Annotated in this window: 11 protein-coding genes and 2 pseudogenes; 5 read left to right on the top strand and 8 right to left on the bottom strand. The window is 47.6% G+C overall.

Going from position 1 to position 12044, the window contains the following annotated elements:
* Nucleotide 1: 1 nt before the first annotated feature.
* The 3 genes and pseudogenes from NYE92_RS01990 to NYE92_RS01980 all read right to left on the bottom strand — a co-directional run bounded on the left by NYE92_RS01990 (nt 2) and on the right by NYE92_RS01980 (nt 3020).
* Nucleotides 2–925: a sugar phosphate isomerase/epimerase gene (locus tag NYE92_RS01990; protein ID WP_029568697.1), complete on the bottom strand. Its 924-nt coding sequence runs from the start codon at nt 923–925 to the stop codon at nt 2–4.
* A gap of 18 nt (nt 926–943) precedes the next feature.
* Entirely contained in the window at nt 944–2389 is a 1446-nt protein-coding gene (locus NYE92_RS01985; RefSeq protein WP_014593545.1) for a sugar porter family MFS transporter, read from the bottom strand.
* 195 nt (nt 2390–2584) lie between these two features.
* Nucleotides 2585–3020 (bottom strand): annotated as a pseudogene (locus tag NYE92_RS01980) (hypothetical protein).
* Between the two features lie 728 nt (nt 3021–3748).
* Here NYE92_RS01980 and NYE92_RS01975 point away from each other — a divergent pair.
* Nucleotides 3749–3931: pseudogene (locus NYE92_RS01975) on the top strand (hypothetical protein); the annotation flags it as partial.
* A gap of 90 nt (nt 3932–4021) precedes the next feature.
* The gene (locus tag NYE92_RS01970) at nt 4022–5200 is read left to right on the top strand and encodes an MFS transporter (RefSeq protein ID WP_029568695.1); all 1179 of its coding nucleotides are present in this window, start codon (nt 4022–4024) and stop codon (nt 5198–5200) included.
* Nucleotides 5201–5400: 200 nt separating this feature from the next.
* Here NYE92_RS01970 and NYE92_RS01965 read toward each other — a convergent pair whose 3' ends face one another.
* From NYE92_RS01965 to NYE92_RS01955, 3 genes are read right to left on the bottom strand one after another with little or no spacing between them, the layout of a single operon-like run.
* The gene (locus NYE92_RS01965) at nt 5401–5628 is read right to left on the bottom strand and encodes a non-oxidative hydroxyarylic acid decarboxylases subunit D (protein WP_013025504.1); all 228 of its coding nucleotides are present in this window, start codon (nt 5626–5628) and stop codon (nt 5401–5403) included.
* A gap of 9 nt (nt 5629–5637) precedes the next feature.
* Nucleotides 5638–7065 carry a non-oxidative hydroxyarylic acid decarboxylases subunit C gene (locus tag NYE92_RS01960; protein WP_259018446.1) on the bottom strand — a complete coding sequence of 476 codons (1428 nt, stop codon included), beginning with the start codon at nt 7063–7065 and terminating at the stop codon, nt 5638–5640.
* A complete protein-coding gene (locus tag NYE92_RS01955; RefSeq protein ID WP_029568693.1) occupies nt 7065–7661 on the bottom strand; it encodes a non-oxidative hydroxyarylic acid decarboxylases subunit B in 597 nt (198 codons plus the stop codon). The genes NYE92_RS01960 and NYE92_RS01955 overlap by 1 nt, the downstream gene beginning before the upstream one ends.
* Nucleotides 7662–7856: 195 nt before the next feature.
* On the opposite strand from NYE92_RS01955, the gene NYE92_RS01950 reads away from it, so the two are divergent.
* The 3 genes from NYE92_RS01950 to NYE92_RS01940 all read left to right on the top strand — a co-directional run bounded on the left by NYE92_RS01950 (nt 7857) and on the right by NYE92_RS01940 (nt 9495).
* The gene (locus tag NYE92_RS01950; RefSeq protein WP_029568692.1) at nt 7857–8279 is read left to right on the top strand and encodes a MarR family winged helix-turn-helix transcriptional regulator; all 423 of its coding nucleotides are present in this window, start codon (nt 7857–7859) and stop codon (nt 8277–8279) included.
* Between the two features lie 201 nt (nt 8280–8480).
* Nucleotides 8481–8963 carry a glutathione peroxidase gene (locus NYE92_RS01945; protein WP_028715045.1) on the top strand — a complete coding sequence of 161 codons (483 nt, stop codon included), beginning with the start codon at nt 8481–8483 and terminating at the stop codon, nt 8961–8963.
* Nucleotides 8964–9285: 322 nt separating this feature from the next.
* The gene (locus tag NYE92_RS01940; protein WP_019105799.1) at nt 9286–9495 is read left to right on the top strand and encodes a DUF6434 domain-containing protein; all 210 of its coding nucleotides are present in this window, start codon (nt 9286–9288) and stop codon (nt 9493–9495) included.
* Between the two features lie 227 nt (nt 9496–9722).
* Here NYE92_RS01940 and NYE92_RS01935 read toward each other — a convergent pair whose 3' ends face one another.
* Together NYE92_RS01935 and NYE92_RS01930 are read right to left on the bottom strand one after the other, a co-directional pair.
* On the bottom strand, nt 9723–10754 hold the full coding sequence (locus NYE92_RS01935; RefSeq protein WP_013025498.1) for a methionine synthase: 1032 nt from the start codon (nt 10752–10754) through the stop codon (nt 9723–9725).
* 25 nt (nt 10755–10779) lie between these two features.
* Entirely contained in the window at nt 10780–11763 is a 984-nt protein-coding gene (locus NYE92_RS01930; RefSeq protein ID WP_013025497.1) for a DUF1852 domain-containing protein, read from the bottom strand.
* Between the last annotated feature and the right edge of the window lie 281 nt (nt 11764–12044).

The following is a 12044-nucleotide window of genomic DNA, read 5'->3' as shown; positions in this document are numbered from 1 at the left end:
GTTAGAAGCCGACTGATTTTAGCCACTTAAGACTTTCGGTCACATCGTGTAGACTGCCATCAGCCTGGCGTGGATCGCGTTCCTGCTCAATCGTGATCCAGCCTTGATAATTCAAGTCGTTAAGGAGTTTCTTAATTGTGGGATAATCAATTGCCCCTTTGCCAATGGGGCACATTACGCCTTCTGCGCATGCGGCAAAGAAATCCAGTCCACGCTTGAGTACATCTTTATGGACACTTTCGTTCACATCTTTGAAATGAATATAATCAAGGCGATCGAAATAACTCTCAAGCCAGCTTACAGGGTCCATGCCAGAATAATAAAGGTGCCCTGTATCCAGACATAACCCAGCAACTGAATGCGGTATATCCTCAGCAATTTTGATAATTTCATCTGAGAACTCAATACATCCCCCCGCATGCGGATGAATTACCGGGCGAACACCGTATTCATTCCAGGCCAGAGAACTTATTTCTTTAATATGCGAGACCATGCGCTGCCAGTCATCAGCACTCAGGCGAGGTGCTTTATCTGAATGTCCGGCATAACGAGCGCGTTCTGCATTACCAAAATCAATAATCACCAGATATGGCGCGGGATAATTAGAGCTGTGATCTTTCACCGCAGTGGGTATTTTAGAAAGATTTCGACACAGATTATGCGTCAACTCAATCATGTTATCAAAATTACTGTCACTGACTAAATCATCAAAAATTGTACCCGCCACGATTGAAAGCGAGGCCTTATTTAAGGCTTCCGTCAGTTTGACCGGATCCGTTGGTAAATATGTCCACGGTCCGAGTTCAATACTTTTATAACCCGCCTGATTTGCCTCACTGAGAACTTTTTGCCAGGGCGGCAGAAACGGATTTTTTGGATCATCAACCCCCCAACTGCAAGGTGCATTAGCAATATGAATAGTCATAATTACGTCCTTACTATATTAATGTTTTATATCACTGGTCGTGACGGATACAGAATTTTTATTGATACGGGCATTCATGAGTTCTTCGACTTTCTCGAGTGCCACACCTTTTGTTTCCGGAATGTAGCGTTTTACGAACCACCAGGATATCAGGCAGGATACTGAGAACAGCAGCAGCGGGAATCCACCGTGGAATTTTTCACGCAGCCATGGATTATCATTGATAATCGGGAAAACCTGGCTAATGATAAAGTTGGATACCCACATCGAGGCATAAGCGATCCCCATGCCCATTGCGCGAAGGCGGTTAGGCAGAATTTCGCCCACCACGGTCCAGGCGATTTGCGACCATGTTAAGCCAAAGATGAACATGAAGCCTAACAGGCCGATGATTGAGGCATAGCCTTTAATACCAAAATAGAAAGTCAGGAAGGTAAGCGCCAGACAGATGAAGGTGCCGAAAGAGCCAATCAGCAGTAAAATACGGCGCCCGACACGATCAACAAAGACAATACCGACAAGCACGCCCAGGAACTGCAACGCCGCTAGCCAGGTGACCATAAACATGGCTTCTTCCATGCTGCTTGTGACATTCATCAACAAGGTTGGCCCAAAGTACTGAATAACGTTGATGCCGGTGAACTGGTTGAATACGGCAATCATTGACGCAATGATGATGAACATCTTCGCGTTACGTGTTAACCCCTTTATCGAAGGTACATTTTTTACAGATGTCGTTACTGAATCAGTATTAAAAGATGCTTTGATTTCATTAAATAAATTCGAAGCATGCGTAGGGTTGGAGATGCGAGTCAAGGTTTTCATCGCTTCGGCATCACGATTTTTCATTATATTCCAGCGAGGAGACTCCGGAATAAAAGCCATAAACATTAAATACAGGAAGCAAGGAATAACACCAAATCCAAGCATATAACGCCAGCCAACCGTCACCAGCCAGGTTTCATCTGCTCCTTTGGCGATCAAATAATTAACGATCAGCACCAAAACCTGTCCACCAACGAAAAAGACCATATTCATTGCGACAACGCGGCCGCGATAATCCCTTGGTGCAACTTCCGTCATATAAATAGGTGACACAACCGATGCCAGTCCAATGCCGAATCCGCCCAGAATACGGAAGATAATAAACATCGTAAAGTCGGTGGCTAATGCCATGCCCGCTACAGAAACCAGCATAAAGAATACTGTTATAGTCAGGGCTTTTTTTCTGCCATAATTATCGGCAAGTTTACCGGCGAGCCATGCGCCTAATACGCAGCCGATAACGATACTTGATACCGCCCAACCGGTCTGCGATGGCGTTAAACTAAAATGTCTGTTGAGAGGCTCAATAACACCTGAAATAACGGAAGTATCATACCCTTGTAACAGGCCACCCAATGCTGCCACGGTGCAGATCGCCATAACATAGGCGAGATTATATTTCTTCTCTTTCGTACTCATACGGTTACCTTTGCGTTTAATTCACACAGTTTGACTGAGTGAAGTCATATAATGACTGTTTTGAATTTGCGTAGATAATGAAATAGAAACGTAAAAGACAAACAATGTTAAACTGTCATTCTTAATATGTAGCCTCCAGAAAATCAGGCATGGATACGCCGCACACAAAAAATCCCTCCGGCGCTGATGTCATCTTTATGATTGACCTAAAAGTTCTCTTTCGATAATCCTGCGCGTTTCGACGGCCTGTGAGTTCATTTTTTCCGGATATCATAATAGTGATGCGGTAATAATGGATTCACCGCCGACTTCGAATTTTCGATTTGCAAAATTCATTTCACGTAATACGCGAAAAATCCACTTTACCTTTGCCAATGCCCCTATGCTGGTGAATTATGGCATTAACATCTGGTGGATTAGCGATGAAGGAAGGGAGTTCCACCCCGTACTGATTCAGTGCACGTTTATACTCGCTCATCAACGCTCTGGAAGCTCGGGGATGTTTACAGAACGGGTTGATACGCGGATGCGGGGATTGTTCAATATATTTATAACCCCACTCAGAAACCTGACGAATCATGCCGGTTATTGATAAATGCTTAATGACGTCAACATCAAAAGCGACTTTCATTATCCCTTTCTCCTTCTGAATAAATCAGTAGTGACAGGCCTGGCCATTTCTTTTCGCCAGCATATCGGCAATAGCGCGAATGCTCTCTTTTGCGATACCCGGCTTGGGCACCAGCGACATGCCATCTCCTCTCTTTTCGTGACTGACAGACAGCGATGCCCCCTCACTCTCCTCCAGGCGCCCGACCTGAACCCAACACATATCCCTGCCCAAAAATAGCGAAAATGCCTTTAACGAATGTCTTCGCGTTGCCATCTACTTCAGTGTATTGATTATCAATGAACCGAACGCACGCCTGGGCCATAGTCAATCTGATGGTTTCCATTCGATCCGCCTGCCAGTTTCAAGGTTGTTCACCAGCGAACGCAGGTAAGGAATGGCATGCAGGTAATGGATTAACAGGATTATGAAACAAACAATCGAAACATCAACACATTTAAAATTCATATTTCATTTTTGGGAAGACGATCTCAAAAAGGAACATTTAAGCCGTAAATTCCCTTTACATGAAATATTTATTTTGCAATCAAAAAAATTACATATGCATGATTTATAATTAATATAAACCAACAAAAAGGCAATCGCAGACGGGTAATGAGTGATTTCAATTACATGCAGCAGTAAAATTTTAAATCCATTTATGTTGAAAATGGAATTTTAAATCTCTAACATTCATGTTGAACATCGTGGCTTATCCCTCTTTTATACACAGTCGAAGGTATCCCGTTATGGTCAGGAGACCAAAAAAATCAGATGTCATTTACCCTGGCCGTATCGCTGTAGATCCCGACGGACAGCTAACTGGCGCTTGTCTGGAAGACATAAGTACATTCTCTAACGCTTCAGGTGGCTCTTCAGGCAACGCCGCTTATGGCACAGCGATTCAAGGGCTGCGCTCAGGCATGCTGGCGATCGCCCTGCGACTCACGCGTAAGCCTGTATTTGACCCTGATCTACATTCAGGGCCATTCAGTAAAAAATCATTTTTCTGGTGAATGCCAATGCGTTTATCTACGGCTGTATTCAACGATCGCCAGTCAACCTTGCACGTGTTACGTAGCAGTTTCGCCATGTTTTTTGCCTACATGACCATTGGGCTCTCCCTGACGGTCGTTCCTCTCTATGTCCATAATATTCTTGGTTACAGCGACACCCTGGTTGGATTAGTCATGGGATGCCAGTTTGTCGCAACGCTGCTGACGCGCGGGATCGCGGGACGTAATGCAGATGAACGTGGCGCAAAGCAAGTGATGCATATGGGGTTGGCGGTTAGCACACTTTCCGGCCTTATGCTGCTTGTGGCGGACAGGGTCGCTCACTTTCCTTTCCTGACGTTATTCTTCCTTTTTGCCGCCCGGATACTGTTGGGCATCAGTGAAAGCCAGATCCTGACAGGGAACCTGGCATGGGGGCTGGGTTTGAGTGGCGACAAAAAAGGGGGCCGAGTCATGTCATGGAACGGGATAGCCACATATGGTGCTCTGGCAGCAGGCGCGCCTTTTGGCCTTTATCTCTTTCACTATTATGGATTTTGGGCAATTGGCCTTTGTACCGTCATGCTGCCTGTTATTGCCTTTACGCTGAATGCTGCCGTTCCCGCTGTCATCCCCTCACATGGCGTTCGCCTGCCTCTGTGGTCCGTTGTCGGCAAAATCTGGCGTCCAGGGCTGGCTCTTGCACTTCAGGGCATTGGTTTTGCTGTTCTCGGTACGTTTGTCTCCCTTCATTTTAACCAGCAGCACTGGGCGAACGCGGGACTGGCATTAACAGCGTTTGGCGCGATGTTTATCGCTGTACGACTCATTTTTAGTCATTTCCCGGACCGGTTTGGCGGCAAAACTGTCGCAATTTTTTCGCTTTTAACTGAAAGCCTGGGGTTGCTGACATTGGGTACAGCATCCACACAAATGCTCGCTTTGATTGGAGCAGGCATGACTGGTGCCGGATGCTCTTTAATCTTTCCCTCGCTAGGTGTTATCGCCTTGCGTCATTCTCCTCCGCAAACAAGAGGAACGGCATTAGGTGGCTATGCCGCTTTTCAGGACATCGCCTATGGGCTTAGTGGCCCCCTTGCAGGTTTGATCGCGGTTGCAGCCGGTTATCCGATGGTCTTCCTGTTGGCGGGTGGATGTAGCATTGCGGGCGTCATTTTTGTAGCCCTTTTCATCAAGAATGAATGAGAAGCATGAAAATTTTTCTCATGACAGACCTGCTGTTCAGTAAGCAAAATCCAGGAGATCGGGGCATGTTTAACCTGTGACGCCAGAAAAGGCAGATTAGGTTTGATATTTGGCATCTCAAGGCAGGACGTTAACAATGTGATTTTTTAACGTGGCAAATCATGCATAGCGGGCCTGGCCTGGACCCGCCAAAAAGTAAGTTACTTAGCTAACAGAGGAGGGACAGACGGGACTTCCGGCGCATTATCAATATCACGTTGAGTCATCCGGAAGGCTTCAGGATAATGTTCCCGCTCCGTTCTTCGGGCTGGCTCTGTATTGCGCCATGTGTACAGGCAATGCTGACACTGATGCACCGTCCATATCCCCTCAACTGGGGATGTTGCCATGATTTCAATGTGTTCATCAGCACAACGTGGACAAATCATACTTTCTCCTTAACCGCGATTTGATAACAGGGACGTTAACTTCTCAACCCAGATTGAAGTTTCTGGCAGGTCTTTTACCGGCTGACTGTAGTGGCCGCGGGTATCCGGTGCCACGGGAGTCGTCGCATCGATCACAAGTTTATCCGTGATTCCCGCAGGGCTGGAACCCGGGTCCAGTTCCAGTACGGACATGTTTGGCAGTTGAACGAGATCGCCTTGCGGATTGACCTTTGAAGACAGCGCCCACATCACCTGAGGCAGGTTAAAGGGATCGACATCCTCATCGACCATGATCACCATCTTGACGTAGCCCAGACCATGCGGGGTTGTCATCGCCCGTACGCCTACAGCACGGGCAAATCCACCATAACGTTTCTTTGTAGAAATAATGGCCAGTAATCCGTGTGTATACATTGCATTTACAGCCTGCACCTCAGGGAAATCCGCTTTCAGCTGTTGATACAAAGGGACACAGGTTGCCGGGCCTATCAGATAATCAATTTCGGTCCAGGGCATTCCCAGATACAATGACTCGAATATTGGCTTAGTGCGGTAGGAGACCTTATCAATCCGTACAACGGTCATATTGCGACCGCCGGAATAATGGCCGGTGAATTCGCCAAACGGTCCTTCAATCTCACGTTTGCGCCCTTCTATCACGCCTTCAAGAACGACTTCCGATCCCCACGGCACATCAAAGCCGGTCAGAGGCGCGGAGGCGATGGGGTACGGGCTTTCACGCAGCGCACCTGCCATCTCATATTCTGACTGGTCGTATTTCAGCGGCGTGGCGCCCATCAATGTAATAATGGGGTCATTGCCCAGCGTAATAGCCACTGGCAGATCGTCGCCGCGTTCTTCGGCCTTATGGAGATGAAGTGCAATGTCATGCATCGGCACGGGCTGGAGCCCGAGTTTACGTTTACCTTTCACCTCCATCCGGTAAATGCCGACGTTTTGCTTACCGAAATGTTCTGGATCAAGCGGGTCACGTGATACTACGCAGGCCTTATCAAGATAGAAACCGCCGTCGCCGTCGTTCAGGCGGAACAGGGGAAGGATGTCGAAGAGATTGATCTCTTCACCATCAACGGTATTTTCTGACCAGGGCGCATTGTCGCGCCGCTCTGGTGCCACAGGAAAAGTGTCCCAGCGACGAATGAATTCATCTATCTGCTGTTTCACTGGGGTATTCATTGGGAGGCCCAGTGAAATTGCATGGTTTTGCCAGGAACCAATAGTGTTCATCACAACATGAGCATGATTGAACCCCTTTATTTTTTTGAATGAGATTGCCGGTGCACTTTCACCAATTCGGCCTGTAGCATTAGCGGCCGCGGCAATATCAGGTTCGGGTAAAACCTCTTCATCAATCTCAAGAAGCTGCCCCTGCTCGTCCAGAGCCTTAAGGAAGCTACGTAGGTCATCAAAAGCCATTATTTACTCTCCATACTCAGGGATTTCTTAGAATTGTTCAGGCCTTTCCAGCGATTTGCCTTTGGCGAGGCAATCCCAAACTGGTCGAGAACACGAGAAACGACATGATTGATCACATCATCAATTACTGCGGGGTGGTTATAAAAAGCGGGCATGGGCGGAACCATGGATACGCCAAGACGGGAAAGGGCTAGCATATTTTCCAGGTGAATGGTGCTGAGAGGCGCCTCTCTGGGGACCAGCACAAGTTTTCTGCCTTCTTTAATGACGACATCAGCAGCCCGTCCAATAAGGCCTTCCGCGTATCCCATGCGAATTCCCGCTAAGGTTTTCATACTGCAAGGAATAATGACCATCCCATCGGTGTGAAAAGAACCTGACGAGAGAGTAGCGGCCTGGTCGGACGGGCCATACACAACATCAGCCATGCTCATCACCTCACGCGATGAAAAAGGCGTTTCGAGTTCAATTGTGGTTTTAGCCCACTTGCTCAAAATCAGATGAGTTTCAACCTCTTTGATTTCCTGCAAAATGCTGAGCAGAGCCACCCCTAAAGGGGCACCTGTTGCTCCCGTCATACCGATTACAATTCTCATCTGACTTCCTTGCAAATAACGTTCGTGTACGAATGAAATTAACGGTAATCTACTCAAACCCATAAAGTCAATTGATTTCCATGGTTACTATTTTCAATGTGACCTTTTGTATCTGGTGATAAAGAATGTTTAACGGTGGGATAATGATTTAACATTAACTAAATACGAGGATGACAGAGCCAGAGAAAATTTAATATGAACAATGACTTGAGCAACCTTTTCTTCCATTTGACGAGGCAACTTCTACAGGAACATACCGCCCTGTGGCAGGAAGCGATGCCCTTTCTGACAAAGCAGCAGTATGCTGTTCTTTCAGCCGTTCATGCTAAACCGGGAATCGAACAACTGGAATTAACAGAGGCGGCGTTAAGTTCGAAGGCTACGCTGGCAGAATTGCTGGTTCGCATGGAACATAAAGGTCTGATACAACGTGAAGAAGGAAAAAAAGACAAACGTCGTAGATTTGTTACGCTTACCGATCAGGGCCAAGAGATGCTTAACACTGCATCACCGATTGCTGAAAGCGTTGATTCACATTTTCTGAACAGGTTAGAAGACCATGAGCAAAAGGAAATCATAAGCCTTCTTAAAATCATGTTAAAAAAACAGGCTTCCTGAAAGCATCCCGTTATTCTTCAGAAACAGATTTAATGGCAGGGTTGTGCCTTGATCGGGCATGATTCACGCAACGCTGAGTTAATCAAAGGTCGGCGGGTCACTGAAATGACAGAGAAAACAGCGCTGGTTGACGGGGCGAAGCAAGAAACCGTCTGAGTGCTCATCTTTGCCCTGACTAACACGCACTTTAAGGATTTCAGCATGACCACTTTTCATCAACTCAACGCCACCAGCCTGAATGGCCAACACATCTCGATGGCCGACTATGCTGGCAAGCTGGTTCTGGTGGTAAATACCGCCAGCCATTGTGGATTCACTCCACAATATGCAGGTCTTGAAGCACTCTACAAAAAGTACGCTGCGCAGGGGCTGGTGGTGCTGGGTTTCCCTTGCAACCAGTTCGGTAAGCAGGAACCGGGCAGTGCCGACGACATCGCGCAGACCTGTCACATTCACTACGGTGTGAGCTTCCCCATGTTCGAAAAAGTAGAGGTTAACGGCCCCGGAACGCATCCGCTATTTCGTTACCTGAAAGCGGAATTACCCGGTGTGCTGGGTGAGCGGATTAAATGGAATTTTACTAAGTTTTTGATCGGACGCGACGGCAAACCACTCAAGCGTTTTGCACCCATCGCTACGCCGGAAAAAATGGAAGCCACCCTCCTGGCGGCACTTGAAAGCTAACCAGGGTGGTCAAATTTATCCTTGGCCATTTTCTACAAACTGATGCTATCCAGACTGGATTACCCTTTACTGATCGCTCGCAACGTCTTTTAACGCTATAACGTTGCTCATTACGCAAAGAGCCGGTCGCTTAATAAAAAGCGCGCCCTTCTCTTGGGCAGGGATGGCAGGGATGGCAGGGATGGCAGGGATGTTGCTATACCCTGTCCTCAGCGCGCAATACCGGTATCCATTCATTTTTAATGCCACTATCCAGCACTGAAGCGTAATCGGCCAGGCGCGACGATTTTCGCCTTTACCACGTGTTACTTGAGGCAAGCGGATGAACATTGACTGGCACAGCGCAGAACTGACGCGCATGACGATCGTGGATAAAAACTATAAAAATACGCAAAATGTGCGCCGCTTTATGGTTGCACAGTGCGGAGAACGTTTCCGGTTCGATCGGGATTTTATGGCCTGGATACGCAATGACATTCCCAAAAACCTGGGAGAGGTGGTGGATGAGTGGAAGCGCAGAAAGGCTGGCTGACACTCACAATCTGTTCATCCCCTCTCCTTTTTGCTTTCGGGCATCTGTCCGGGCACCGTTTACGTCCACACCTTATGCCAGCGCGTGAAAATAACGGCCAGCAGGCGTACGCGGCGGTTATTTTATTGCGGCTTTACAGAGCCAAGCCTGACTGGGTGACAAAAAAGGCCCGATCGCCGATCGGGCCTTTGCTCATACACAGGTCATTCACCGAATGTCTGACGCCGTTATTTCGACAGCAGTTCTTTACGGATGATTTCTGCACCGGCGCTGAGGGCACTCAGCTTGCCCCGGGCAACCTGACGGGATAACGGCGTCATGCCACAGTTGGTAGAGGGATAAAGCTTATCGGCATCCACAAACTGAAGGGCTTTACGCAGCGTATCGGCCACTTCTTCAGGGGTTTCGATCGCGTTGGTTGCCACATCAATGGCCCCGACCATCACTTTTTTACCGCGAATCAGTTCGATAAGATCCATCGGCACGCGAGAGTTTTGGCATTCCAGCGAGATGATATCGATGTTCGACTTCTGCAGCTTAGGGAAGACTTCTTCATACTGACGCCATTCGGTTCCGAGCGTCTTTTTCCAGTCGGTGTTGGCTTTGATGCCGTAACCGTAGCAAATGTGCACAGCGGTCTCGCACTTGAGCCCTTCAACGGCGCGTTCCAGGGCGGCAATGCCCCAGTCATTCACCTCATCGAAAAACACGTTAAATGCCGGTTCGTCAAACTGGATAATATCGACACCCGCCGCCTCAAGTTCCTTCGCTTCCTGGTTAAGAATTTTGGCAAATTCCCAGGCCAGTTTTTCGCGGCTCTTGTAATGGTTGTCATACAGCGTATCGATCATGGTCATGGGACCCGGCAGCGCCCATTTGATCTGTTTATTCGTCAGCTGACGTAAAAATTTGGCATCTTCAACGAAGACCGGCTTCTGACGGGCCACTTCACCCACCACACTCGGCACGCTGGCATCATAACGATTACGGATTTTGACGATCTCGCGTTTTTCAAAATCCACACCGCTAAGGTGTTCAATAAAGGTGGTCACAAAGTGTTGGCGCGTTTGCTCACCATCGCTGACGATATCGATACCGGCGCGATCCTGATCGTCCAGAATCAAACGCAGTGCGTCTTTCTTGCCATCGATTAATTCTTCATTTTCCAGTTTCCAGGGCGACCACAGTGTTTCAGGTTGCGCAAGCCAGGACGGTTTTGGCAGGCTTCCCGCCGTGGAAGTCGGTAACAAAGTTTTCATAACAGGTAACCTTATACTGAGTTAATCAAAGAACGTAATTAGCAGACCATTGCTCAAGAACATTTTTGTAGGGTTTGATGAAGTTCTTCTCGGTAAACTTCCCTTGTTCAATAGCCAGATGGCTACGCTCTTCTCGGTCGTAAACAATTTGCGTTAAAGAATAATCCCGATGGCTCAGGCTCGGTTGATATTCAATACCAGCCGGCGAGTTTGCATTATAGATTTCAGGGCGATAAATCTTCTGGAACGTTTCCATCGTACTGATGGTGCTGATGAGTTCGAGATTAGTGTAATCACGCAGCAAATCACCCGTAAAATAGAACGCCAGGGGCGCAACGCTGTTTTCAGGCATAAAATAGCGCGCATGTAATCCCATCTTACTGAAGTATTTATCGGTCAGCGAATATTCATCCTGCTGGTACTCAATGCCCAGTACCGGGTGACGGTTGCCCGTGCGGACATAGGTGTTTTTGCTTGAAACACTCAGGCAGATCACCGGTGACTTGCTAAAATTCGCCTTGTAAGCCTCTGATTGCAGGAAGCATTTGAAGATATTGCCATGCAGCTCGCCAAAGTTTTCCGGGATAGTAAACACCGGATTATTTTTGTTGTGCTCTGACAGCAAGACGCTGAAGTCATAGTCACGCACGTAAGAAGAGAAGTTGTTCCCCACAATGCCTTCAATACGTTCGTCGGTTTTTTTATCGACGATACTGGTTTTCAATATTTCGATAACCGGGAAAGCATCGCGATTATTTTCCACATTGATATTCATCTCAACGGAAATGATCTCAAGCTCGACAGAATAACGGTCCCCTTTCGGGTTATCCCAGTGCGCCAGGGAATTAAAACGATTATCCATCATCACCAGGGCGTTACGAAGGTTTTCCTGGCGGTTCTTGCCACGGGCCAGGTTAGCGAAGTTGGTCGTGATGCGGGTGTTTTCTGACGGATTGTAATTCTCATCAAAAACACTGCTCTTAATCGTAAAGGTGAAATTGTTATTCATCGTGTCTGGATCCTGAATTCTGATGTAAAAACTGCGTTATTTGCCAGACTGGTCTGCTTGTCTCGTCTGCTTCACAGTTTTTAACGCGCCTGCAATCAATAAGCATATTTTATGCCAGAGTCGTAACATGAGTGAAAGCGACTTAATTTCACATTAACATGAGCCTTCTTCATGGTGGTCCTTCCGTTGCTGTACGAACCCCTGCCCACACGGTGGCTGGTGGGCATGGGGAGCGCAACGTGCAGAGTAAAAAAAGGCCTGCCGGGGCTGACAGAACGCGG

Origin of the sequence: Pantoea sp. B566 (assembly GCF_024793925.1) — a bacterium.
In the GTDB taxonomy this organism is placed as follows: Bacteria; Pseudomonadota; Gammaproteobacteria; order Enterobacterales; family Enterobacteriaceae; genus Pantoea; species Pantoea ananatis.
This window is presented reverse-complemented; position numbering and strand designations above follow the sequence as displayed.

Bases quoted from the DNA above. Each gene is read 5' to 3' on its own strand.
- NYE92_RS01990 (WP_029568697.1), bottom strand. From the start codon at position 925: ATGACTATTCATATTGCTAATGCACCTTGCAGTTGGGGGGTTGATGAT.
- NYE92_RS01985 (WP_014593545.1), bottom strand. From the start codon at position 2,389: ATGAGTACGAAAGAGAAGAAATATAATCTCGCCTATGTTATGGCGATC.
- NYE92_RS01970 (WP_029568695.1), top strand. From the start codon at position 4,022: ATGCGTTTATCTACGGCTGTATTCAACGATCGCCAGTCAACCTTGCAC.
- NYE92_RS01965 (WP_013025504.1), bottom strand. From the start codon at position 5,628: ATGATTTGTCCACGTTGTGCTGATGAACACATTGAAATCATGGCAACA.
- NYE92_RS01960 (WP_259018446.1), bottom strand. From the start codon at position 7,065: ATGGCTTTTGATGACCTACGTAGCTTCCTTAAGGCTCTGGACGAGCAG.
- NYE92_RS01955 (WP_029568693.1), bottom strand. From the start codon at position 7,661: ATGAGAATTGTAATCGGTATGACGGGAGCAACAGGTGCCCCTTTAGGG.
- NYE92_RS01950 (WP_029568692.1), top strand. From the start codon at position 7,857: ATGAACAATGACTTGAGCAACCTTTTCTTCCATTTGACGAGGCAACTT.
- NYE92_RS01945 (WP_028715045.1), top strand. From the start codon at position 8,481: ATGACCACTTTTCATCAACTCAACGCCACCAGCCTGAATGGCCAACAC.
- NYE92_RS01940 (WP_019105799.1), top strand. From the start codon at position 9,286: ATGAACATTGACTGGCACAGCGCAGAACTGACGCGCATGACGATCGTG.
- NYE92_RS01935 (WP_013025498.1), bottom strand. From the start codon at position 10,754: ATGAAAACTTTGTTACCGACTTCCACGGCGGGAAGCCTGCCAAAACCG.
- NYE92_RS01930 (WP_013025497.1), bottom strand. From the start codon at position 11,763: ATGAATAACAATTTCACCTTTACGATTAAGAGCAGTGTTTTTGATGAG.